The sequence below is a fragment of the Paenibacillus taichungensis genome (assembly GCF_013359905.1).
Classification (GTDB): domain Bacteria; phylum Bacillota; class Bacilli; order Paenibacillales; family Paenibacillaceae; genus Paenibacillus; species Paenibacillus taichungensis.
The window spans coordinates 864186-888640 of sequence record NZ_JABMCC010000118.1 but is presented as its reverse complement, the minus strand read 5'-3'; the positions used below and the strand labels follow the sequence as shown (position 1 = coordinate 888640).

The 24455-nt window shown below is 45.7% G+C and carries 24 protein-coding genes; 17 read left to right on the top strand and 7 right to left on the bottom strand.

The window, feature by feature from the left end; all coding sequences use genetic code 11:
• The first annotated feature begins 211 nt into the window (after nucleotides 1-211).
• The 3 genes from HP548_RS27190 (at nucleotide 212) to HP548_RS27180 (ending at nucleotide 2376) form a co-directional block, all read left to right on the top strand.
• Nucleotides 212-730, top strand: a complete 519-nt coding sequence (locus tag HP548_RS27190; protein ID WP_175383368.1) for a hypothetical protein — start codon at nucleotides 212-214, stop codon at nucleotides 728-730.
• Between the two features lie 272 nt (nucleotides 731-1002).
• Nucleotides 1003-1968 carry a helix-turn-helix transcriptional regulator gene (locus tag HP548_RS27185; RefSeq protein WP_175383367.1) on the top strand — a complete coding sequence of 322 codons (966 nt, stop codon included), beginning with the start codon at nucleotides 1003-1005 and terminating at the stop codon, nucleotides 1966-1968.
• 45 nt (nucleotides 1969-2013) lie between these two features.
• Nucleotides 2014-2376: an HIRAN domain-containing protein gene (locus HP548_RS27180; protein WP_063566897.1), complete on the top strand. Its 363-nt coding sequence runs from the start codon at nucleotides 2014-2016 to the stop codon at nucleotides 2374-2376.
• 23 nt (nucleotides 2377-2399) lie between these two features.
• On the opposite strand, the gene HP548_RS27175 is transcribed toward HP548_RS27180, so the two are convergent.
• Nucleotides 2400-3500, bottom strand: coding sequence for a glycosyltransferase family 4 protein (locus tag HP548_RS27175; protein ID WP_175383366.1), 1101 nt, complete (start codon nucleotides 3498-3500; stop codon nucleotides 2400-2402).
• Between the two features lie 175 nt (nucleotides 3501-3675).
• Here HP548_RS27175 and HP548_RS27170 point away from each other — a divergent pair, with 175 nt between their 5' ends.
• From HP548_RS27170 to msrA, 6 genes are all read left to right on the top strand, one after another.
• Complete coding sequence (locus HP548_RS27170; RefSeq protein WP_175383365.1) at nucleotides 3676-3990, top strand: DUF3817 domain-containing protein; 315 nt, start codon at nucleotides 3676-3678, stop codon at nucleotides 3988-3990.
• A gap of 285 nt (nucleotides 3991-4275) precedes the next feature.
• Nucleotides 4276-5094 carry a TerC family protein gene (locus HP548_RS27165; RefSeq protein WP_076287809.1) on the top strand — a complete coding sequence of 273 codons (819 nt, stop codon included), beginning with the start codon at nucleotides 4276-4278 and terminating at the stop codon, nucleotides 5092-5094.
• 600 nt (nucleotides 5095-5694) lie between these two features.
• Nucleotides 5695-7158 (top strand): RtcB family protein, encoded by a 1464-nt coding sequence (locus HP548_RS27160; RefSeq protein ID WP_175383364.1) that lies wholly within the window; start codon nucleotides 5695-5697, stop codon nucleotides 7156-7158.
• The gene (locus HP548_RS27155) at nucleotides 7158-8462 is read left to right on the top strand and encodes an AAA family ATPase (protein WP_076287812.1); all 1305 of its coding nucleotides are present in this window, start codon (nucleotides 7158-7160) and stop codon (nucleotides 8460-8462) included. The genes HP548_RS27160 and HP548_RS27155 overlap by 1 nt, the downstream gene beginning before the upstream one ends.
• Before the next feature lie 528 nt (nucleotides 8463-8990).
• Nucleotides 8991-9248 carry a GlsB/YeaQ/YmgE family stress response membrane protein gene (locus HP548_RS27150; RefSeq protein WP_017686880.1) on the top strand — a complete coding sequence of 86 codons (258 nt, stop codon included), beginning with the start codon at nucleotides 8991-8993 and terminating at the stop codon, nucleotides 9246-9248.
• A 165-nt stretch (nucleotides 9249-9413) separates the two neighbouring features.
• Nucleotides 9414-9932 (top strand): peptide-methionine (S)-S-oxide reductase MsrA, encoded by a 519-nt coding sequence (msrA, locus tag HP548_RS27145; protein ID WP_175383363.1) that lies wholly within the window; start codon nucleotides 9414-9416, stop codon nucleotides 9930-9932.
• 128 nt (nucleotides 9933-10060) lie between these two features.
• Here msrA and HP548_RS27140 read toward each other — a convergent pair whose 3' ends face one another.
• Both HP548_RS27140 and HP548_RS27135 read right to left on the bottom strand, forming a co-directional pair.
• Complete coding sequence (locus HP548_RS27140) at nucleotides 10061-10873, bottom strand: putative RNA methyltransferase (RefSeq protein ID WP_343054944.1); 813 nt, start codon at nucleotides 10871-10873, stop codon at nucleotides 10061-10063.
• 353 nt (nucleotides 10874-11226) lie between these two features.
• Nucleotides 11227-12501: a hypothetical protein gene (locus HP548_RS27135; protein ID WP_175383361.1), complete on the bottom strand. Its 1275-nt coding sequence runs from the start codon at nucleotides 12499-12501 to the stop codon at nucleotides 11227-11229.
• A gap of 256 nt (nucleotides 12502-12757) precedes the next feature.
• Here HP548_RS27135 and HP548_RS27130 point away from each other — a divergent pair, with 256 nt between their 5' ends.
• The 3 genes from HP548_RS27130 (at nucleotide 12758) to HP548_RS27120 (ending at nucleotide 15037) form a co-directional block, all read left to right on the top strand.
• The gene (locus HP548_RS27130) at nucleotides 12758-13354 is read left to right on the top strand and encodes a restriction endonuclease (protein WP_175383360.1); all 597 of its coding nucleotides are present in this window, start codon (nucleotides 12758-12760) and stop codon (nucleotides 13352-13354) included.
• 70 nt (nucleotides 13355-13424) lie between these two features.
• Entirely contained in the window at nucleotides 13425-13649 is a 225-nt protein-coding gene (locus HP548_RS27125; RefSeq protein WP_175383359.1) for a hypothetical protein, read from the top strand.
• Nucleotides 13650-13786: 137 nt separating this feature from the next.
• Nucleotides 13787-15037, top strand: a complete 1251-nt coding sequence (locus HP548_RS27120) for a DNA glycosylase AlkZ-like family protein (protein WP_175383358.1) — start codon at nucleotides 13787-13789, stop codon at nucleotides 15035-15037.
• A 104-nt stretch (nucleotides 15038-15141) separates the two neighbouring features.
• Here the strand turns inward: HP548_RS27120 and fabV are convergent, their stop codons facing one another.
• Nucleotides 15142-16332 carry an enoyl-ACP reductase FabV gene (gene fabV / locus HP548_RS27115; protein WP_076287819.1) on the bottom strand — a complete coding sequence of 397 codons (1191 nt, stop codon included), beginning with the start codon at nucleotides 16330-16332 and terminating at the stop codon, nucleotides 15142-15144.
• Nucleotides 16333-16613: 281 nt separating this feature from the next.
• On the opposite strand from fabV, the gene HP548_RS27110 reads away from it, so the two are divergent.
• The 3 genes from HP548_RS27110 to HP548_RS27095 all read left to right on the top strand — a co-directional run bounded on the left by HP548_RS27110 (nucleotide 16614) and on the right by HP548_RS27095 (nucleotide 19467).
• Nucleotides 16614-17894 carry an XRE family transcriptional regulator gene (locus HP548_RS27110; protein ID WP_175383357.1) on the top strand — a complete coding sequence of 427 codons (1281 nt, stop codon included), beginning with the start codon at nucleotides 16614-16616 and terminating at the stop codon, nucleotides 17892-17894.
• 275 nt (nucleotides 17895-18169) lie between these two features.
• Nucleotides 18170-18586: a hypothetical protein gene (locus HP548_RS27100; RefSeq protein ID WP_175383355.1), complete on the top strand. Its 417-nt coding sequence runs from the start codon at nucleotides 18170-18172 to the stop codon at nucleotides 18584-18586.
• 86 nt (nucleotides 18587-18672) lie between these two features.
• A complete protein-coding gene (locus HP548_RS27095) occupies nucleotides 18673-19467 on the top strand; it encodes a hypothetical protein (protein ID WP_175383354.1) in 795 nt (264 codons plus the stop codon).
• A gap of 101 nt (nucleotides 19468-19568) precedes the next feature.
• Here the strand turns inward: HP548_RS27095 and HP548_RS27090 are convergent, their stop codons facing one another.
• Nucleotides 19569-20384, bottom strand: coding sequence for a class I SAM-dependent methyltransferase (locus HP548_RS27090; protein WP_175383353.1), 816 nt, complete (start codon nucleotides 20382-20384; stop codon nucleotides 19569-19571).
• A 76-nt stretch (nucleotides 20385-20460) separates the two neighbouring features.
• Nucleotides 20461-21378, bottom strand: coding sequence for a helix-turn-helix transcriptional regulator (locus HP548_RS27085; RefSeq protein ID WP_175383352.1), 918 nt, complete (start codon nucleotides 21376-21378; stop codon nucleotides 20461-20463).
• A gap of 95 nt (nucleotides 21379-21473) precedes the next feature.
• Between HP548_RS27085 and HP548_RS27080 the strand changes: the two genes are divergently transcribed.
• Entirely contained in the window at nucleotides 21474-22925 is a 1452-nt protein-coding gene (locus HP548_RS27080; RefSeq protein ID WP_409347679.1) for a glycoside hydrolase family 1 protein, read from the top strand.
• A gap of 129 nt (nucleotides 22926-23054) precedes the next feature.
• Here the strand turns inward: HP548_RS27080 and HP548_RS27075 are convergent, their stop codons facing one another.
• Nucleotides 23055-23723, bottom strand: a complete 669-nt coding sequence (locus HP548_RS27075; RefSeq protein WP_175383351.1) for a phosphatase PAP2 family protein — start codon at nucleotides 23721-23723, stop codon at nucleotides 23055-23057.
• A 145-nt stretch (nucleotides 23724-23868) separates the two neighbouring features.
• Here HP548_RS27075 and HP548_RS27070 point away from each other — a divergent pair, with 145 nt between their 5' ends.
• Nucleotides 23869-24435: a hypothetical protein gene (locus HP548_RS27070; protein WP_175383350.1), complete on the top strand. Its 567-nt coding sequence runs from the start codon at nucleotides 23869-23871 to the stop codon at nucleotides 24433-24435.
• Nucleotides 24436-24455: the final 20 nt, after the last annotated feature.

Here is a 24455-nt window from a genome sequence, read left to right as displayed (position 1 = left end):
GGGCTTTTTTATATTGGAAATGGACAAGTGGAGTCGCAGGAGATGCGCGATAATGAATGTCGTTTTGACTTATGAAAGATTGCTACATAGTCGCGTTATTCGGTATGATGACGGGGAGCTGTTTGCGTGAAACAACGTTACAGTATACTATGATTTGGAGCAGCAACAATTCACTTCGGAATAATTTGCATAAGAAAGCAGGTTTCACAACATGTTTGATCCGACGATTTATGACAATTTGAAAGTAGGCTTCGAAAATTACCTATATGATCTCGATAATTTGGATGAACTTATTTCCATAACGGATCGGAAGGATCAGCTTGAGTTGGCCCGTATGTCCAGAGAGTTGGTGCTGCAATTCTGCCTGCGAGATTGCCCTGACGTAACAGGCGAAGTGGTACTGAACACATCGCTTGAGGATCTCGCGGCTGAGATTTTGGAGACACCAGGAGTTCTATCAGGTTGCCGTTTGCGGTTGCGGTTCAGAATGGTTGTTAGGGAGCCTGAGACTCAATGTCCTGCAATTAGCTCCATATTACAAGAGAGCTGGCCGGAACAACGAAAATTGCAGCATATTCATTATATATTTGAAGATCAGCCAGCAACTTATGCTATCACAGCTGAAGTACATTTTGACCGCAGTGTGAATGAAGATCAGATGGGAGATATCCCTGATCTGTGCGATCATATGGTCAATGTGCTGACTAAATTATTGCAATTGCACAAATAAACAAGCGAAAAAGTCTTGTCTCTGGTCCAAGAGACAAGACTTTTTTTTATTTTTTTTGAATGCTAAATAGGCTATCAGGCGTAGGTATAAGGACTTGAGGTTAATATTTTACGCAAGCAAGTAAGAGAATGTATATTTAATAAGCCGAATAAGTGCGATTGAACTATATACATAAGGTGAAATTGCGAAAATAAGTTTGGGACTAAAGATTTAGTACCGGACTAAAGGAACTAGTTTTCCTTGCCGATAAAATATCGAAGGGGAGAAACTACATGACAGAGAAATTAATTCGTCTTCTGCGTATACTTCAGGCTATACAAGCGAATCCCGGAATTTCCGCCAAAGAATTGGCGTTGAAATGCGGTACAACTGTGCGCACGATTTATCGCGATCTCCGAATTTTGGACAGGGTTGCCCCTATCATGAATGAAGGTTATGGCAAGGGGTATCGGTTCATTGGTGAATTTGCCATGTATCCTCTGGATTTTACCGAACAGGAAGCGATAGTATTCTCCATGCTTCCATCCGTGGTGGATACTTCGCAACTCCCGGCTGAATTTGATTCAGCCTTTGACAAGGTGATGACAGCCCATACGAAAATGAAATCGAGAAACAGTGACATTGTAGAAAATATTGCAGGCATTATTCGTATGGGTACACCTGCATACCGGGAAGAAGGGAAGTATCCCAACTTGCTTATCCCGGTCATTGAAGCCATTCTGGATCAACAAACGATTCGAACCCAATATCACACGCTTACGAAAAATGAAATAACGGTCCGCGACATTGACCCCTATTACCTCATTCCGCGCGATCAGCGTTTCTACTTAATTGGTTATTGCCACTTGCTGCAGAAAGTCCGTTTGTTTCGGATCAGTCGCTTTCTGGACGTTATACAGACCAATACCCATTTTGTTATGGGTGATTTCAACATAACGCAGTTCATGAAAAACACATGGTCCATTGATCGTGGGGATAAACTTATCCATTTCAAAGTAAGATTCACTGAGAAAGTGGCCCCCTACATAAAAGAAGAAGAAATGTTTGTTCGTCCACGAATGACAGATACGCCTGATGGCGGATTGTTATTTGAAGTAACGCTGAACAGTAGTCGTGAATTCCTGAAATGGTTATATCAATTTGGCCCCGAAGCGGAGGTCCTTGAACCCCGCGAATATCGTAAAGAAATTCGTGAACAACTCATAGAGTGGATGAAACATTATGAGGAAGATCAATAATTCAACCCAACTAAATTTAAAAAATGTGTAAAAGGAGCTTTTGTGATGAGTACCAAATTATTTGCAGCCATGTATGGAATGGAGCATTATCATGGTGTAGAAGCTTTAAACGTAGGCGATATCCTGTTTCTGGTCAAAGACCCCGACAATCGGGTAGACTCCCGAGCCATCAAGGTAGTAGTTCCCCCCATTGGGACGGTTGGATATATTGTTAATAATCCACTGCTCGCTCCTCACGGCTGCTGGACTGGCTCGGGAATTTATGATGCTTTCCGCCAACAAACATGCGCTAAGGTGAGATTTGCCATGAAAGATATGATTATTGTGGAGTTAATTGAAATGATGTATGTTCCTGTTCCGCATATGGATAGCTTTATTGCAGACTGGCAGTCACGTGAAAAAGCTTAACAAAAGCACAGCCTATACAAGATTTATCCTCGGATAAGTTTTGTATAGGCTGCTTCAAGATGCATGGCTGTCCGGGCCCAACTGAACTGTTCAACTGCACTGGCACGGCCAGCTTCTCCAAGCAAAAGAGCGAGAGAAGGATTGTCTGCCAGTTTAGACAGGTAAGCAGCGAAACTTTGGGGGTTGTGATACTGTCTTACAAGGTATCCATTACTCCCCGATACAATGATTTCACGAATGCCTCCATTGTCTGAAGCAATGACGGGTAGTCCTGAAGCCATAGCTTCAACATTAACCAGCCCGAAGGCCTCATGTTGTTGGGAAGGACACACCAGGCAGTCCACAGCCCTGTACAAACGGTCAATGTGCTCATGGGCGATCTGACCTCGGAAGGTGGCATCAACCTTTAATTTTCGGATAAGCTGTCGCAGCTTGCGGACGTAAACTGGAGGTCCTTTACCTGCAATGATCAGTTGCACGGATACCTGCTGCTGAATAAGAGCTACGGCACGAATCAGTACATCCACACCTTTGCCGGGAATTAGTCGGCCTACATAGAGAATGGAGAATGGCCCTGTGATACCGAACTGCTTCCGCAGAAGCTGCTGCTCTCCTTTAGCTGCAGGCAAAAAACGGCTTAGGTCCACGCCCAGTGGTACAACACCCATCCGTCGTTTTAAGGATGGGAATCGGCGACCCAGCCTTTGTCTGAGGGATTGACTATTAACGGCAATCCAATTCGCTTTTTTTAACAGCGCTAATCTTGCTGGTCCTGGTTGTGCAAAGGTTAACGAATGAAGATAGAGCACCACAGGTAACGTAGGGAAAGCGCGTTTAATTGCAGCCATACTATGAGGTCTGTTGTCTACCTGAATAAGATCGAAGGGTTGGATTTTCAGAAAACGGATCACTGCCCTCGTGTACTCGCTGGGGCTGGTTGATGGTACACGACGGATCACTATGCCATCTATTTGCTCTGTAATGGCAAGACCGGGCATCTGACGGCTTATGATCGTCACCTGGTGACGGAGAGCAAGTTCACGAGCAATGCCGAGGATGCAGATTTCGACTGATCCGTTACCTGGGACTGGCAATTTTTCAGGCGCTATCAGGGCTATTTTCATCAACAGTTTCCTCCTTGTCCATATTCGCAACAATCTATCTTGGTCATATATCCTATGTGCATCGGGTGGATTTGGCTCCTGTAGAACTGCGCGTGAGGGTAAATTTCGTTTTTGTGATATACTGTACGGGATGCAATGAAATCGTTGCGCGTATTTAGAAGCAGGAGGAAAAAAAATGTTACATTCAACACTCAGCCGCTTTCGACTGCTGTTGTGGTTGCAGGGGCTTTCATATGTACTTTTGTTATTTGTTGCTTTTCCATTAAGGGAATCAGGGATCATGCCAAAGGCAGTCACGTGGTTTGGCAACATCTATGGTTTTTTATTTCTGATGTATTTATTATTTATGGTGAGTCTGTACACCACGCAAAAATGGCGTTTGCGTCGTCCAATTGCTTTGTTTTTTATCTCGTTTATCCCACTGGGTAATTTCATCTATGATTTGCTGGTCTTTCGCAAGCTGGACCGCAGACAGTCAAATAAAGCTTGACTTTGCTTATCGTTATGAATATGATGAGAACAGATTATTGAACCTGTTTCAACTTAAAACTAAATATTCCTGATGTTAAAGGGGAGTAGCTTTCACAGTAAAGTCGTCAGTTCGGGATTACATCCCCGGCTTTATTGGCAGCAATTTTGTTGTTAGCGAGACCTTTACCAAGTTTTCATGCTGGGTAAAGGTCTCTTTTCGTGAATATAAAGGACCTTACCAGCGATGGTAAAGGTCCTTTTTTTTGTACATCATAAGGATAAGGATACTAAGGAGGAGTAAAATTTGGAGTTATCGTTATTATTGGAGTATGGGTGGGTTCTTGTCGTCTTAGTAGTCCTGGAGGGGTTACTTGCCGCGGATAATGCATTGGTTCTTGCCATTATGGTTAAGCATTTACCTGATGATAAACGCAAAAAGGCGTTGTTTTATGGTTTAATGGGAGCGTTCATTTTCCGATTGGGGTCACTATTCCTCATCTCGTTCCTCGTGGACGTATGGCAGGTTCAAGCAATTGGTGCCCTGTATCTGTTGTACATCTCCATTAACCACATTGTCAAAAAGGTGTTGGGTAGCCGAAACAAAACAGATGAAGCGGCTGATTCCGCTCCAAAAAAACCAAAAAAACAATCTGGTTTCTGGATGACTGTATTCAAGGTGGAAGTGGCAGATATCGCGTTCGCGGTCGATTCCATTCTCGCAGCTGTGGCGCTGGCTGTTGCATTGCCACCAAGTGGTTTGCCTCCGATCGGCGGACTTGACGGTGGACAGTTTATCGTCATCTTCCTCGGCGGATTTATCGGCCTTGTCATCATGAGATTTGCGGCTTCCTTCTTCGTTAAACTGCTTCATTCCCGTCCAGGGCTTGAAGTTGCAGCCTTCGTTATCGTTGGCTGGGTTGGGGTTAAGTTGGCTGTGATTACACTTGCACATCCTTCACTGGGCGTTCTGGATGAGCATTTCCCGGAAAATAAAATTTGGAAATTTGGTTTCTACATTGTGCTGATTACGATTGCGGTATGTGGTTGGTTCCTGTCCTCCAAGGTGCCTGAAAAAGAAGATGAAAATCCTGTGGAAGAATTGGAAAAACAAGCAGGGAAATGATAAGATACAAAGTCAAATCTGTCAAAACATGTACCATCAATAATCGATATATAATCTCATAATATGCTTGAGTAAGCAGGGTCCGTTCCTTACAGACCCTGCTTTTTTTTATATAAATTATTAGCACGAATTTAAATCTAATGCATATGCAAAATAGGGAATTTTCCAAGAAAAGGGTTGACACATCGAAACGAGTCCGCTTAATATAAACATAATATTAATGAAGGGAGGCCGAGAGATATGATGGTTGGTTATGATTTGAAATCCACAAAGACCCTACGAAGCACAGACACAATTGTATATCCAGTTCATCGTCTCTTTGGCCTCATACGGGCGACATAGGGGAAGATGCATATCGTTTATCCTTGGAACGTTATTAATCGATATGCTACTCTCGGCGTATATTGCAATGGAGAACAGACGCGGCATGTTCATGCTGATTTTGTTTTCTGTTATTGTCATGAAGAAGTCACGGGCGAACTGTCCGTGGCTTCTTTTTTTGTTGTACTGAAGATGGATATGGAATTCGGAATAACGTTAGGTTCATTTTTGAAAGTGAACCGAAATAGCTGAACGTACAGGAAGGAATAATAAACATTTATGAATACACAACCTAATTTATTTACGAGTCAAAATGAACTCACAGGAGGCTACCGACATGAAGTCAAATTGCCTGCTGGTGAGTTAACGGTATATGCGGCACAACAGCTGTTCTCGTCATTAGACTATAAGGTGTTCGAGATGGCGAACAATAATCTTCAAATCCCGGGAATTTCCTATATGAGCTATATGCCTGACGTGCATGTCGGTGTAGGTACCTGCATTGGCACAACAGCGGTATGGGATGCCAAGAGTGGTTATGTATCTCCATCCATCGTAGGCAGTGATATCGGCTGTGGTATGCGGGTACATATGACCAATTTGCATAAGGACGACCTGAAAGACGTGAAGTTGCGCCGTAAACTCGTAAAAGCCATTGAGAAAGTGCTGCCGATGGAGGCAAATCAGCGCGGTCATTACTCGGACATTCGTTTGGAGCATATTGTGCGAAAAGGTCTGCATGGATTACCAAAAAAATATATCCCGGACAGCTATACACCGAAAAAATCAACTTCCATTACTCATGTAGAGAGCAGCAAATTTGCCTTTGATGAGGAAGTGCTGAATATGGTACCGGATATGACTTGGCATCGGGCTCATCGCCAGTTAGGAACTTTGGGTGGAGGCAATCATTTTGCCGAGATTCAAGCGATAGAGATTGCCGAGGAAAATCGGGAGATTGCGGAAGCCTGGGGTCTGTACGATGGACAAATTGTTGTCATGATTCATTCCGGCTCCCGGGCCTGGGGCGGGTATGTAAGCCAAACCAGTTCATCAGCCATTGCGAAAGTGATGCAGCGAAATGGTCTGGGGACATCCGATCCAAGACTGGTTTTTGCTCCGCTTGAACATGCGGAAGGTCGCCATTACGTCAATATGATGTATTCTGCGCTGAATTATGCTGTGGTGAATCGCCATCTGATTGCTTATGCTATTCGCGAAGCTTTTCGGGATGTGTTTGGTCCAAAATGCGAATTCCGTACCCTCTATGATTTGATGCACAACTATGCATGGGAGGAATCCTACGTGGATCAGGGCTCTGTCTTTGTACACCGCAAAGGAGCTACACGTGCATTACCTGCCGGTCATCCCGATAATCCGAAGCCGTATCTGGCAACAGGTCATCCCGCACTTATACCCGGTTCAATGGGAACGGCTTCGTATATCATGGTAGGTCAACCCGAGGGGAAGGATAACTATTATTCGATCTGTCATGGAGCAGGACGCATTCGGTCGCGCACAGCAACAAAGCGCCTGGTTACTGTGGAGGATTTTGCCTCGGCGCTGGGTGTGGGAACTGAAGATGAGATTGTGGTGAACCAGCGTTCACTTGAATCCATTATTGATGAATCACCGCAAGCTTATAAAAATGTCGATGAAATTATTGATAGTGTTACCGGCGCAGGTCTGGCTCAAGTTGTAGCCAAATGTAAACCACTTGCCGCTGTGAAGGGAGCTAAGTAATGACCATAGATAAAGAACAATTGAATCATAATAGAGTCATCTATTCCTACGAAGAGCAACAAGACAGTCAAATCCGAAACGAAGGCTATGCCATATATGCCCGTTTGATTCGCGGCATCATTGAAGCGCTTGGCAATCGATACGGTGTTCGTTATGAGCTTTATGCCAGCGATGATCCAAACAGTGAATACTGGGATCTGCTAAAGGAAGATCTGCAAAGTAACAGCACCGAAGTGGAATTGGTTGCCCGGATTTTCGAAGATCTGGAGCTGCGTACACTGCATTATGAGGATGATGGAGATGCACCGACATATGGTGTACATTATTCGATTCGCAACAATGTATTTGCCTATCCCGAGTGGGGCGTAGCTCTCGTCCGCATTCCTTTCTTCCGGGAGAATGGGATATACAATGAGGATTTTGTTTTTGCTACAGGAGAAGAGGAATTGAAGCGATTTCTGGGCAGTGTAAGGGAACGGGAACGGCAGCAAAATATGAAAAAAGTCACGGTGTACACGGATGCCCGCAATGGCAGTGACCGTCATGTCGAATCGATTACCCGCTCTGTCGGGCGGGATGAGGTCGTGCTTTCTCCGCAAATCAAACAGGATATTTTCCGTTCGTTGGACCAGTTTTTCGAGGCGGATCGTTCCTTTTATCGAGACTATGATATTCCTTACAAACGTGGCATCCTGCTGTACGGCCATCCTGGAAACGGAAAAACGACCCTCGTGAAATCCATTGCAGGAAGCATTCCGGGGCCAGCAGCATATTGGCAAATTACCGAATACACAAACAGTGAATCGGTGCGTGAAGTGTTCGAAGCAGCCAAACGTTTGGCTCCCATGGTACTGATTATTGAGGACATCGATTCCATGCCGGATGAAGTGCGATCCTTTTTCCTGAATACGTTGGATGGGGCAACGTCTAAAGAGGGCATCTTCCTAATTGGCACCACGAATTATCCGGAGAAAATAGACCCAGGGCTCATGAACCGTGCCGGTCGGTTCGATCGGGCTTATGAAATACCGCTACCGGACGAAGGACTGCGCCTGCAATATTTAAATCAACGCGGCTTTGCTGTCTTTGCAGGGGAAGAAGGTACGCTGGAAGCTGCACGATTAACGGATACCTTTTCTCTTGCTCAACTTGGAGAGTTGTATGTCAGTGCAGCGCTGGAATGGCACCAGAATGGCCGGACGGACATTGTGCAGATCATTCAGTCAATGCGAGGAGAGCTGGACAAGAGTCATAAGCATAACTGGCTGACCCAGCCAGGCAAGGGGCGTGCAGGTTTTTATTAATACCTAAATATTTTGGAGATCTTAAAAATTCTGGACAGATGAGGACGATGTAGTGGAGGGTACGAAATCGATTCTGAAGAAGCGAAGCTAAAAGATTTCTGCAAGAAAGCTACTTCGTAAGCATTATCTTGCCTTTATCAACGGATTTTCCCTTCTATAAAGGGAATGCAAAAAAAATCCGGGGATAACAGTGATCGGAAGAACGATTCGTAACCGGAACGGCTGTTTTGATGTACGCTAACTTTTTAAAATAGACCAAAAATATTCTCACCTCAATTGGTTATACTAAGGCTGTCTGAATCAACATACAATGACTTTCGGGAGGTACATAACGCAGTCTTGAACTGTGTAAGATGCCCGGAAGTGACGCACTCTGTTTTTAATGCCTTGTTATAGGCTGTTGAACAGAGAAACGGGTATATGAACAAAAGGTAATATACAACAATTTTCATGCCAATTGTTTAAATGCTTCTGTAGCGGTTAATAGTAGACAGACAACAACAAAAACTTTAATTAGAGGTGAATGATATGGGTTGGTTATGGTCATTAATTATCGGTGGTATCATTGGATGGTTGGCAGGTCTGATTGTTGGTCGTGACATTCCCGGCGGCGTTATCGGTAACATCATTGCCGGTTTTATCGGCGGATGGTTAGGTGGAGTAATCCTGGGAGACATGGGTCCAGAAATGGGCGGATTCTACATAGTACCGGCATTAATCGGTGCCATCGTACTTGTAGCGATCGTGAGCTTGATCTTCCGTTCTATGGGTCGAAGCCGCGGGTAACGAATTCAAGATTTCTTGAATGAACAGTTAGTGGCAACAAGCAGTATGAATAGCTGTTAATATAACAGATGTTTCTGAAGAGGTTGATGGAAGTCCACGGACGTGGCTTTCCATCAACCTCTTTTTGTTTTAAGATATAGGTACAACAGAAAGGGATGAGTGTGCATGGAAAAAGCTACATTTGCCGGCGGATGCTTCTGGTGTATGGTTACACCATTTGAAGAGCAACCAGGCATTCATGGTATTGTATCAGGCTATACCGGCGGTCACGTCGATAACCCAACATATGAGCAGGTCAAAACCGGGGAGACCGGTCATGTCGAGGTCGTTGAAATTACATTTGATCCAGAGGTGTTTCCGTATGAACGTCTACTGGAGCTATACTGGCCCCAGACGGACCCAACCGATGATGGAGGGCAATTTCAGGATCGTGGAAGTCAGTACCGTACAGCGATCTTTGTCCATAATGAACGTCAACGCGAGCTAGCAGAACAGTCCAAGCAGGAGCTGGCAGCAAGCGGGCGATTCAATCAACCGATTGTGACGGAGATTCGGGATGCAGTTGTGTTCTATCAGGCAGAAGATTACCATCAGGATTACCACAAGAAAAATGAGAAACATTACAAGGAAGACCGTGCGATATCTGGACGGGATGAATTTATTGAAGAAAACTGGAATAATTAATTTCATTTACAATAGACCGATTTGCATCAGATCTTATTGAAAAATCCGGGAGAGTTCCAACAGGAACTTCCCCGGATTTTTTTGATTGTTCAATGATTAAGAGAATGTTATCTCAATGGCTTCAGAACTTATCTCTTTTTTCCCACCAGTATTTCTAAATCAATCGTAATCTGGGATAAGGACTCTTGAACGCTGGCTATGGCTGATTCCGTCCCATGCCAGGAGAGTAGTGTCATATGAATGAGTGAATTCATCATGATTTCCGTAACGGGCAGAGTGTATGTTAGCGGAATGCTGTCTAAGAGATGATGATGCTTGGTAAATCGGTCCAATACATACTCTCTGCTGTCTAATTGATGAGATCGGCCCCGAAACAAAAGCTCTCTCATTTCCATTAGATATCGGTCACGGGGAATTACTTTGATGATCCAGCCATCCTTTTTCATCACTCGCCCGAACTCTTCATAATTCGAAGGGGAGAGGATATTCAGGATCACGTCCAGTTGCCCCTCTGCAAAAGGACTATAAGCAAGATCACCAACAAACCAAATCTGCTGGTCGTAAGTAGAAGAAGCCATGGCAATACCCTCTTTGGCGATGTCGATCCCCCAGCCCACAACTGGAGTGTTCTGTGTAATCTGATGCAAAAGAGATCCTTCTCCTGCACCTGCGTCCAGAATATGCAAGGGCTGACTGCTGCCATCGGAGTAATCTTCAATCCAATGGCGAATGATATCGGTCAGAGGTGTATAGATAGCCGTATGAGATAAAATATTCCTTTTGGCTGTAAATAAACGTTTGTCATAGTTTCCCTTGAAAAATCGTGTCATGAAATTGATATAGCCTTGTCTTGCCAAATCAAACGAATGCCTGGAACTACATTGAATATTGTCCCGACTAATCGTTGTCATTGTGTGATGACAGACGGGACATTTAAGCATATGGATGTATGGATAAATAAGCGCAGCACTACGTTCTCTGCGTTGGATTGACATGGAATAGCACCCCATTCATTCAGATATGGATAACTGAAGAAAAGGGCATAACAAATAAACCTCTATCGAACATTTTGAAAAAAGAGGTATATGTTATGCCCTAAGTTATCTGTATCGAATGAATTGAATAATCATGGGAGGGCTACGCTCCTTGCCAATCAAGAGTAGGGTGAAAAAGTGAACGATACTATTATACCAGTTTGCGCAGAGAGGATAAAAGGGAGGGGGACTCTCATCGTTGTGTGAAATAACAGAGCGCCCTGTTAACCGTTAGTCGGTCAACCAGAGCGCTCCATTTACTATTTAGCTGAGGCTGTCTTCAATACATACTTGGATAATGCATCGTCATTGATCTGATAAATAATATGATCGTTGTACGTTGAATATCCATCGAGCAATCCAGGAGAGGATGCAAACTCATATTCATGTACCGTATCCAATGTTTGTGGATCGAGAATATAACCCTTTTTAGCGAAATCAAGTTTGTATTGCCCGTCCTGTGTACGATCAACCTGCATGAGAATAGGCTGCTCTTCCTTAAATGTACGTTCGGTCACTTTGCCTTTCATGGTGTACAGCTCCAGCTTTTGGCCTGTAAACAGGGTATAACTGTTGCCCGCGGTCTGAACATAGGCATCACCGGCAATCGCACGGCCCCAGGCCAGTTTGCCATCGGTGCCAAAGCCCATCAGCTTGTTACCCGTGTTCGCAAAATTGGCACGCATGATCACGGAGCCATCTTCCAGAATGACCAGCGATTCACCGCCGCCGTCTCCCAGAGTGTTGGCATTGCTCGGGAACTGGTAGAAGGAAAGACGATTCAGCGTACGATCGTAAATCTCCACTTTGGGGTTAGCGGCAGGCTGCCAGAAGCTGCCCACTTTGGTTTGCTTGCTTGCATCGACTACGATTCGATCACTGCCTGCTTTGAGTACAGCACCGTTGATCGTTTTTTCCGTAATCAGTTTTCCCTTTTTGTCATACAGCGAGATGGCTGATCGAACGGAACCGTTCGATTGAACACCAGGGCTCGAAGCGATCAATAACGTATCGTCGTCCAGAAGGTACATGGAAGATGAATTACTCACGTTTTTGACCCAGTTGGTTTTGCCGGAAGTATTGAACGAGTATACCTTTTTGGTTCCATCCGAATATTCCATATATACATAGGCTGTGCCGTTGCTGGTATATAGTGAATTGGAGTAGGTTGTATAAGGCCCACTTTTCTCATGGAAAATAACGTTCCATTTCAATTGTCCGGTCGTGGCATCCAGCGCCTGAAGCGAATCCAGCTGCCAATCCAACTTCGTATTGCTGCTTGTTTTGGTTACGGGCTGGGAAGAATGCACATACACCAGATTTTTCGCGGGTACTGCGTTCACTTCGTTGACGATAACGTCTTTCTCCGTATTCACTTGCGTGAGTGAGAGAGAAGATGATGTCCATGAAGGTTTAGGCAATGGTGCATTTTGTTCAGCGGCCGCGTAGCTTGGTGTATGCAGGCTGAAGAGGAGCGTGCCACTGAGAAGAAGCGCAGCCCATGTTTTGGACTTTCGTTTGTTGGATGTATGCAAGTTATAAACCACCTTTCTTCGATTCAAAATAGAACCGATTGTTGAATTCTACCATTTCATACATGTGAAATTCAACCTGAGTGTCTGTAACCTTTTATGATTGAGGTATAAAATTATAGTTGTTTGGAGAAGTTAGAGGGTTACAGGGAATTCATCTTCTTTCTGTTAAGAGAGAAGTCTGCTATATTTAGTCGGGTGATGAGGGCTAAGAGGGGTACAAGCCTGCCAGATTAGAGGAATGACAAGGAGAACAGACATGAATTGGAATGAAAATATGACCACTGTGGGTATAGGCGTTATTGTCCTTTTACTACTCATTGCCTGGATCATTCGCCGTGTAATTCGGCGAGGGCAGCGCATACGAAGTGAGGCCAACCCACGTAAGATTACGATTAAGGATATCGATAAAATGCAGGATGGATCGGAATTTGAACTGTACCTGTATCATTTATTCCAGCAGCTCGGTTATGCCGAAGTACATAAGACTACAAGCAGCCGTGATTTTGGTGCGGACCTTGTGTTTGTGGATAGAGCAGGAAGACGAAATGTCATTCAGGCCAAACGTTACGGAGCGAATCATCCGGTTGGACTCAGCGCAGTACAGGAGATTTACACGTCCATGCGTTATTATGAAGCAGATCGATCCATCGTGCTCACTTCAGCCAGATATACGGAAGCATGCCGGACGCTGGCAGCGGTCAACGGGGTGAAGTTGCTGGACCGTGAAGATCTGATGGACCTGATCATGCTGTTTAAATCCAGAAGAATGGAAGAAGCACTGGAGTTGATTGAGGAAGACGATCAGGAACCTGTGGAAACATGGCAATCACGGCGGAAAAGACTTCCACGTTAATCACCTTCACTTGTCTGCCTGCACATGATATATTGAGTGCATACCAACCAAGGGAGTGTGTTCAATTATCATGGCACGTACACAAACACAAAAAGCATTGCGCAAAGCAGAGCGGTCAGGACAATGGTGTCCGGAGCAAAGTCGGAGAGTAAATGGAGATTATGGAGCGTTATCACAGCATGTTCGACTCATGCCCACGAAACAGGAAAAATTGCAAAAGGTCAAACACAAGAAGCGGACCCAGGATGGTGGTGCTTCTTTTTATTTTGTCTATGGTGTGCAGAGTGCTGCATAAGCTCAAAATTTTAATAAAAGCTCTTCCTTCGATTGGTATGACATCCCTTGGACTGTTAAAATCAATGTATCTCTTTTGAATTGGATCAATTATAGCTATACATCCTCCTATCTTCGATGAAGGGAAGAATCCTACATATGACAACAGCGCTTCGCATGGATAAAAAAATCGTTCGGCGTTTTTTGCTGCAAACGCAATCTTTATTGGGACGTTGGCCCGCTGCTTCCTTGCCTTCGGGTCCTGAACAGGTCATGCAGCTGATTCGCACCCTTGGCTGCGTACAGATTGATCCTGTCGCTGCCGTAACCGGGAATCAGCATTTGGTGTTGGGCGCTCGTGATCCGGGCTATACCTCTGAGTACTTACATACCTTGCTAAGTGATCATAAAGTGTTCGAATATTTTGCCAATGCTGCATGTGTCATTCCGATCGAAGATTATGCGATGTTCGAACCTGTGCGTGCCCGATTACGGGAGCGTCTGGCTCCTTCCCTGCAAGGGCTGGAGAATACAGTGCAGCATGTGTTGAAGCGTTTGGAAGAAGAGGGACCGCTCCCGTCAAGGGCTTTTCGTGCCGTCGAACGGGTGAGTGGATATTGGGACAGTGCAGATGTGCCTAAAACGAAGGACACCTCGTTAGCGTTGAACTTGCTACTGGATTCGGCTGCCATTCGTGTCGTGGCAAGGCAGGGGAATGAACGTTATTTTCATATTACTGAATCCGGACTGCTGGAGCAGGGCCAATCCATGACAGCGGAGATCGATATCTTGGCTCAGAGGCAAGCTTTGATGGACAAGTACATTTACGCATATCGGGTCGTGGATGCCCGAGATCCACGATTAGGTTGGATGAAATCTACGGCTGCTGAACGTCGGAGTGATATGGCTGCGCGTGTCGCAGATGGTCGCATGATTCCGCTGGAGGTAGAGGATGTTGCGACGCAGTATTATATCCGTGCAGAAGATGAGGGTTTGTTGCGTGAGATGGAAAGGGAAGAGCCACATTATGATCCATCAGGTCCGGTACGATTCCTGCCTCCGCTGGACAACCTGCTGTGGAGACGGGAACGGATTGTGGATTTATTTGATTTCCATTATAAGTGGGAGATATACACACCAGAGGTGAAACGAACTTACGGATATTACGCCATGCCCATTCTTCACGGCGATCGGCTGATTGGACGCATGGACCCGCGACTTGATCGCAAAACGGGCGTGCTAACGGTTCGGTTGTTATCGATGGAAGAGACTGCTCCGCCTGTGGAGGAATGGATCACGGATTTTCGGGAGGGACTCCAGTTCTTTGCAACGATGCATGGAGCGCGATCCATCACGGTAGAGAAGACGGTGCCGAAGGGGTTGAAAAAGCAACTCAAGTCGATTTTATAGAAGCGGTTGACGTCAAAAAGGGAGCGAAAGCTCGCTCCCCTAAGGCTGAATTTGGACCTGTAATAAGCTTGTTATGCCAGTCCCACAGCAATATTGCTTTTCAATTAACGCAGATGAGGTACTTCAACATTTGGATCAACATCTGCTTCATAATCCACGCCGTCGGTTTCGAAACCAAACAGTTGGAAGAACTCCTGACGGTATCCTACCAAATCGGACAGATCGTAGATATTATCTGTGGTCAGCTCGTCCCAGAGCTTCGCCACTTCTTCCTGAACGTCCGCTCTCATCTCCCAATCATCAATACGAATACGCCCTGCTTCATCGGTCGGAACTTCTCCTCCCGCATAGAGGCGATCAGCGAACAAGCGTTGCAATTGCTCGATGCATCCTTCATGCAAGCCTTTTTCCTTCATGACTTTGTACAACGCAGAGATATACAACGGCACCACTGGAATTGCGGAGCTTGATTGGGTTACGAGCGCTTTGGCTACGGTTAGGTAAGCACGTCCACCCTTTGCACTCAGACGATCATTCAGCTTGTGGGCTGTCGCTTCCAGATGGTTTTTGGCCTGGCCGATGGAGCCATCACGATAAATGGCATGCGTTAGTTCAGGACCGATATAAGAAAAGGCAATGGTTGTTGCATTGTCGGCGAGTACGCCACCTTGTTGCAAGGCATCCATCCACAGTTCCCAATCATCTCCGCCCATCACGGCTACGGTCTGGCGAATTTCTTCATCGGATGCCGGATCAATCGTAACGGACGTTACTTCTCCCGTATGGAAATTGACTGTTTTGTTCGTATACGATTGTCCAATCGGTTTGAGCACGGAGTTGAATACTTCACCAGTATTCGGATCGGTACGGCGTGCTGAAGCTACGCTGTAGACAACCAGGTCAACCTGACCGAGTTCACTGCGAATCAGTTCAACGGTCTTTTCTCTGGTTTCGTTGGCAAAGGCATCACCTGTGATGCTGTATGATTTCAGTCCTGCTTCTTCCGCAGCCTTCTCAAATGCAGCGGAGTTGTACCAGCCTGCTGAAGCCGTACGTTTTTCAGTGGAGCTGCTGGGGCGGTAAATGCCGATGGTGTTGGCTCCGGCACCGAATGCGGATACGACGCGCGAAGCAAGTCCATATCCAGTAGAAGCTCCGATAACGAGTACGTTCCGCGGTCCGTTCAATTGCGGTTGGGATTTTACATAATCAATTTGCTCCTGGACTTGTGCAGCACAGCCTACAGGATGGGAAGTTGTACAAATAAAACCACGTGTTCTTGGTTTAATAATCATTCATTTGCATCCTTTCATATTCAACTCTTGTTCTTCATAATTGGATAATGCTCTTGTACATACCACCTTATTGTAAAACAATTGCCTCCGAAACGGAAACCGTTTCGATGGATTTGGTTAAAAGACGGTATCCGGCTTCGTACCCTGGATGATATTATATAGTTTGAACTAAACATTTACACAACAACGGAGAGGACAGAACAGATCTGGAGAAGCGAAGCGTTCGCCTTTATCACTGGATTTTTGTGATTCACAGGATCGAAACGAAAGGAAGACTAGCCATGCTGAAGGAACGGATTGAATTTCTGAGCAAAAGAAAGCAAATCTCCCGCAAAGACCTCGTGGAAGGTTTGGTTACGCAGGCTCACTTTGCTAATATTCTGGCCGATCGTTATCCACTCCCTGAAGATCTGGCAGAGGCTATTGCGTCACGTCTTGGCGTAACGACTTCCTATCTGTTAAACGCTTCTGCACAGGATGAAGAAACACTGGCGCGGGCAGAGGCTATTTTTGATCAAATGTCAGTTCCAGCTTCAGTAATAGCAGAAGATATCGTGCACGCACTTGAGGATCGGGATGATGCGCTGACAGTAGAGCTGACCACGGCTTTAATGAAGGCGGTCTATTACCAACAATTAAATGATGCATCGGCTCATGAATATATACATACATCCTATCTGAATTTTTATCTGGAGAAATACGGCCGTCCTGACGATGTAGATCTGCCGCGTCCGCTAGCGAAGGCGTTATTATATTACAAAGTGCAGTACTATCGTTCCAAGCTTGCTTCTGTGGATGTGTTAACGCATGCAACCAGGCTAAGTGAATTGGCCCTTCCTGGAAGTGAATTCTGGCTGTCTGTGCAAAATATCAAGATGGAAGCCTACATTCAGGTCAAACAGTACGAAGAGGCCAAGCAGGTATTCGATCTCACCATGAGACATGTCTATGATCAGCGGCTGTTTCATCGGTTGTCCGGTTTATATGTGGCGTACAGCGGATATTGCTTTGCGATGGGACTGGTACAGGAGGCGCTCTCGGCATTGACTATGGCAGAGGCGAATCTGGTGTATGCCGGTAATCAGGGCGATCTGGTCACTGCCATTGCGAATAATCGGATTGTCATGTTAACCATGACGGGGGGGCTGGATCAGGCGCAGTCGGAGATCGAACGATTCGAATCCCTGTTGCAGCAAGAACCCGAAGAAACCCAGCAGGCCATGAAGCCATTAGTGAGTGTGTATCGGTGTGAAGTGGCACTGGCACGAAAAAACTGGGGGGCACTTGCGCAGAGTGTGGATCAACTGTTGAATAGTGCAACAACTCAGGATCAGCAGATGAGTGCAACCTTCTACCAGAGCCATCTTGCTCTTGCGCATGGAGATCGTGAAGTGTTCATGGAGCGAGCGCTCGCATGTCTGCCTTATTTTGAGTCCGTGCAGCATGCCATGCGTCTTGAACCTTTATATGAGGGAATGGCCGTGGTGTCCGAGGATCTGCGAAAATATAAGGAAGCCGCCATGTATTATCGGAAGCTGGTCTACCTGTTACGCAAAAAATAGATCGAAAATCGGCGTGGAACAGCCGTTTTTTTGCATGATTTTGTTCAATACCGGTGCATTAGGCACAAAATATGCCTCCAAACCTTTCATTGAAGAGTCGTTTACGGCTCTTTTTTTGCGGAATCCATCAAAAAGCATGTTAAAGAAACGAGAATTCAGTGGTTTAATCACCGGATTTTTCGTTTCTTTTGTATGCAGTCAAAAGGGTATTCAAGGACAAGCCCTCCTGTTTATACTTTAACTATAACCAAAAATAAAAAAACGAGGTGTTCATTATGGGATGGTTTGGTAAAAAGAACAAGCAGGAAGATGCGATTGCGAAGGCAGATAAAATGATGAATAAAGGACTTACCGGCATGATGATGAAAGGTTTTGTATCAAAGGAGCATCGGGAAGCCATCAACCAGAGTCTGGATTCGGCAAAACAGGCACAACTGGCGGCAAGTGGTTCCCTTCCCTTAACTGCAACAGCCACGGTAATCACGATTACCGATACGGGCAAGCTGATCAATTTTGATCCAATTGTTGTGCTTGTGCTGGATGTAACAGAGACGAATGGCAATCAGTATCAGCGAACATTGGAAACACTGTTGTCCAAGATGCAGATTCCACGCGTGGGAGATCGAGTGGGATTGGGGCAAAATCCGGCGAATCCGACAGAGCTAATTTACATGGGTCTGTTGTCCGTCTAGAAGGTGTTCGAACTACAAACGAGCATTCTATCATTTAATAAAGACAACTAACAACGAATAATAGAGATATAGAGAGGGTGGGGCAGATGGTAGGTTTCCTGAGATTGGTCGGTGTGTTGACTGTGTTTGGGGTGGGATTCTCCCCATTTCTGGCACAGCAGCTGTGGAATGATCCTTTTATCATTATGCAGGCATGGTGGTATACACCAGCGATTTTTGCCGGATTTGGGCTGATCTTTATTCCCTCCATTTTGGCTAATATCTTCGGCGTTGGGAGAGTGAAGTCAGGATTACCAGCGGTTGGTGTCATTAAAAGCATCCAGCAGACGGGTACGTATATTAATGAGCAGCCGGAAGTTCGACTGGGCCTGACCGTCTCGCGTAAAGGACGTGAGAAATACGATACCGAGTTGAGAACGATCATACCGTTGACGTCCATGGCTCAGTTTCAGCCGGGCAGCTTCATTCCGTTAGTGGTCTCCGTGAAGGATGAACGCAAGGTAGGACTTGATCTGAAAGGACGATTGTCTCAGGAAGATATGCAGCAATTGCTGGATGAAAAGATGGTGCAGCATGGCGTGGCACCTGAGATGATGGATATTGCACGAACGGGCGAGAAAGCGATGGCCAAGATATTGGATGTTACTCCACTTGGAAGCGGAGGTAATGGCAAAATCAAACTTCAGCTTACGCTTAGTGTAACGAAGTCAAATGGAGAGACATTTAAGGTCACTATACCAAAGGAAATTTATCCATCTACCCTACCTCAGGTTCAGCAAGGTCATATTATTAACGTGATCTACTCGAAGCAGGACCCGTCAAAAGTAGTGTTGGCATTGAATGTACAGGAGGAACAACTAAGTAATTTGTTCTCATCCTGATGGCTATATAAACAAAAAACCTGCAACATCACTGTGTTCGTGATGGGCAGGTTTCTTTTGTGAATTATGTTTTAGAGATTCTGGATGAGATTAGATTAAGATCAGACGATGCCCAAGCGCATCCGATATGAGAATAGAACTTGTCTCGATTCTCCGGCAAATATACGAGTAGCCAGCTGTCTAAATTCGTCTGCTACCTCAAGTAGATCAGTGGCTCCGAGTTTCACTGCCGTTTGCAGGCCGCCTTGGCTTAGGGCCAGATTGACGTATCGGTCGGCATCGAATGTTTCCCGATGATGAAACACAATTTCACGCGAATAACGGAACAAGCCGGACTGCTGAATCTGCTGCAAATGTCCGTCTTTATTCCATTTATGTGCTTGATTCTCCTGGGGAGCCAGACTGGCAGCTCGATGATCTGCCTCCGTATTCAAATGCAGATAGGCTTGTTCCAGCTGCCAATCGACCACTGGTGGCCAGTCACAGTCGTAGGCAGCAAATATGCCTCCTGGACGCAGTACACGCGCAAATTCGCGCAGTGTGGACTGGGGCTCCATCCAGTGGAACGACTGTGAGCAGGTCACGATATCCACACTGCCATCAGGTAGTCCCAGTTCGTGGGATAGGCCAGAGACAAAACGCAGATGGTCCGGTTTGCCTGCTGCTTCCCATTTGGACTCTGCGACAGCTCTCATATCATCGCTTGGTTCGACGCCAATAACACGTTCTGCCTCATTTAGCCAAATCCATGACGATAAGCCCGTACCACAGCCAACATCCGCGACCAAGCGAGGTTTGCTGCCCAAATAATTCGTCAGAATATCTACGACCTCGGTGGGCGCAGCAGGCCGGTTCTGGTCATATAACGTACCGAAACCTTTGAATCGTTCCACATTGTTATGTCTAATGTCTTGCATGGACAAACCTCCTTCAGGAAATGGATAGATAGCAAAAAAAGTAAAAGAATCAACAGATGATCAGAGCTTCATTATATCATTCATTTTCCAACCTGTTGTTAACGACCTGTTGTAAATGTTCTACCGCGTTGATATGTCGCCTAAGCAGTTCCTTTCCAACGTGTGGAGGCTTGATTACGGTCAGGTCAGATCCAAACGACATCAGGAAGGAGTACAGCCATTCTCCCTCATTCAGTTCAAGGGCAACGCGCAGCCTGCCGTCGGAATCTTTTTCAACGCGTGACGGTTCAAAAAAATCATACACTCTATAAGCAATGGAGTTGGAGAACGACAGTTCCAGAGCGATTTGGTTGATTGTGACGTGAGTCTCATTTTCCGGTGATCCGATGTTTATATTGTTTCGGGAAACCCTCGGCAGAATTTTTAGCTGGGTAATGCGTTTCATTTTGAACGTCTGAAATTCGTTTCGATCGTGCTCGTCGTGAATGTACCCCTTAAAATACCAAGTACTGTTCTTGAACAAAAGTTTGAGAGGTTCAACCGTCGGAACACTCTTCTCTCCATCCGAATTGACATAGTGAAACGTAATCCATTGATTGGTGAGGATCGCCTGTTTGACCTGATTGAACAGTTCCCTCTCCTGCAATGGAATGGTGCCCCATGGTGAAAAGTCAAACTCGATCCAGTCCAGCTTGTGATCAAACAGGGCGGTTAAACGTTTGAGCATATGGGCAGTGTTAAGGTGAGGGATGGCGCTGACGCTATATAATCCAAGCAAAATTTCATTCTGATCATCTTCGGACAACAGGGATTTGTCCATGACAAAGTTGTCCATCAGATGGATGCCGCCATGCTTGCCGGTTGTCGTGTATACGGGAATACCCGCGGCACTCAGTCTGTCGATATCACGGTACACTGTGCGCACGGATATCTCGAACAAACGCGCGAGCTCGGGGGCGGTAGCTTTCTTTTTCTCCAATAACAGCAATAGCATTCTGAATAATCGGTTATTTTCCATGCCGACATTATACCATGACAATAGGTGTCAGGGTATGGGTGGTACACTGGATGTATAGTGTTAGAAAGATCATGAAGGAGGAATTGATGATGTCGATGAAAGACGGATTTTTCTGGGGTGGCGCTACGGCTGCCAATCAGTTTGAAGGTGGATGGGACAAGGGTGGTAAAGGCCCAAGTACTTCCGATATGATGACAGGTGGAACGCACACAACACCACGGCGGATTACGCCTGTACTGGAAGAGGGCACGTATTATCCGAGCCATGAAGCGGTTGATTTTTATGGTCATTACAAAGAGGATATTGCCCTGATGGCCGAAATGGGTTTCAAAATGTTCCGCATGTCCATTAACTGGTCCAGAATCTACCCGAACGGTTATGATCTGGAGCCAAACGAAGAGGGATTGCAGTTCTATGATAACGTCTTTGCCGAGTTGAAAAAGTACAACATTGAGCCGCTCGTGACCATTTCTCACTACGAGACACCATTTGGTCTGACCCAGAAATATAACGGTTGGGCTTCGCGCGAAGTGATTGATTGTTATATCCGATATTGTACAACCCTCTTCAACCGATACAAAGATCAGGTGAAATACTGGCTGACCTTTAATGAGATTAACTGTCTGACGATGCCAATGGGGGCTTATATGGCTGCAGGTATCCTTTTTGAAGGCAAAGAGACTTTGATCGATGGTGTTGATGATCCTCAGACCCGCTTCCAGGCGCTGCATCACCAATTTGTTGCAAGTGCAAAAGCGGTGAAGCTGGGACATGAAATCAATCCTGATTTCCAAATCGGCTGTATGGTCGCTTTCATGACAACATATCCGAAAACATGCAACCCGGACGATATTTTGCTCGCGCAGAAGAAGGACCAGCTGTCCAACATGATCTGTGGAGACGTACAGGTTCGTGGAGCATACCCTGGATTCGCCAAACGTTTCTTCGCCGAAGAAGGCATCCAGATCGAGATGCAGCCGGAAGATGCACAGACTCTGCGTGAAGGCTGCGTGGACTTCTATTCCTTTAGCTATTACATGTCCTTGGTCGAGAGTGCGGATGAGTCGTTGGATAGAGCAGAGGGAAATCTGCTGGGCGGCATCAAAAATCCGTATCTGGAAGCTTCCGACTGGGGCTGGCAGATCGATCCTAAAGGATTGCGTTACACGCTGAATCACCTGTATGACCGTTATCAGATTCCATTGATGGTTGTGGAGAACGGATTGGGTGCAGTGGATGTAGTAGAGGAAGATGGCTCCATTCAGGATGACTATCGCATTGATTATTTGAGAGGTCACATCGAACAAATGAAAGAAGCCGTTGCCGACGGTGTGGAGCTTATCGCTTACACGATGTGGGGATGTATCGATTTGGTCAGCGCATCCACAGGCGAGATGAAGAAGCGCTATGGTTTCATTCATGTGAACAAGGACAATGATGGCAATGGTGATTTGAGCAGAACACCCAAGAAGAGCTTCCACTGGTACAAAAAAGTCATTGAATCCAATGGCGAGGAGCTCTAGGTTGCCACTGTAAAATAGATTCATAATGACGTAAAAGAACCTCATTGGTGCCTGATGCACCCATAAGGTTCTTTACGTTTGGTTTGTTTTCAAGCATGGGTTGGATCGTTGCATGGTGATCGAAAAAGCCTAAGCGAGAGGTTTGGACTGTAACAGGGAAAGGCGTTCCAGATGTCGCTGATAGAACCATATGCATACGGCAAGCCAGCATCCACTCAGAAAGTACCCACCCACGACATCACTGGGATAGTGCACCCCCAAATAAATTCGGCTCATTCCAATCGTCAGGATGAAGATCGCACTCAGGATAATCATGAGTACGCGTCCAGTCGCTGTCGGTACATGCTTCCAGATTAAGAAGGCCAGGCCGCCATACAAGCTGAACGCTGCCATGGAATGGCCACTGGGGAAGCTATAACCACTCACCTCAATAATCCGGTTAATCGTAGGTCTGGCGCGCTGGAATACTAGCTTAATCAATGCATTGAGCAAAGTCGAGCCCGCAATAACACAAGCCAGGAAGAGCAGCTCGCGTTTGTGCCTGAGGTAGATATACAGCACAAGCATGGCGAGAATGGTAATGACAACCACAGGCACCTCGCTGCCAATCCAGGTAAAGAGCTGCATCAATCGTGTCATTCCGGGTGATTCCATGCCCTGTATCCAACCAATCAAGGTATCGTCAAAGACGTGGATCTGGTTGTCGCTGATGGACAGGGCGATGCTTACAAATGCAATGAGACATAACGCTGCAACGAGCAGCGGGATGGAGATATTCTTTTTCAAAGTCTGATTCAAGTGACGGTTTCCTCCAAGGTGTCTGAATTCTGATGATGCTCAATACAATATTCGTATTATGCTATAATCTTACAATAAATATAGCTTCAAACAAAATGTGAACGATTACAAGAAGGGTGTTGCAATCTGAGCCGGGGGTGAAAGGATGAAGCGCTTAGTATGGTTTGCATTGATATTGTTGTTGGTTGGATTGGGTTACACGGTATTTCCTGGGGAGAAAGCTTATGCTTGCAGCTGCGTAGAATCGAACGCCCAAGAGAAATTGAAGACGTCTACGGCGGTTTTTACAGGTAAAGTGGTGAAAAGGGGTGGGGTGCAGATATTTAGCACTGACCGAGTGAGAGCATATACCTTTGAAGTGGATACCGCATGGAAGGGTGTTTCTTCTAAACGAATGACTGTCATGGGTAATGATGCCGGTTCGGAATCTTGTGGGATTCAATTGGATAAGAACCAATCCTATCTGATCTTTGCTTATCAGAATAAAATGGACGATAAGTTGCATACGAATCTTTGCAGTGGCAATGTTTCCATTGATCAAGCTGGAGACTCCTTAAAGCTACTGGGAGCAGGAAAAGTAGTGAGTCAGGATGATTTTGAAGAAACCGATCAAGGACGAAGTTGGTCATTTTATCTCATAATATATGGTGGGGTTATTCTATTGCTTGTATTGGTAAGCGGCTGGATCTGGAGAAGGAAGAAGCGCGCGTGAATGTTAGGATCTGATTTAAG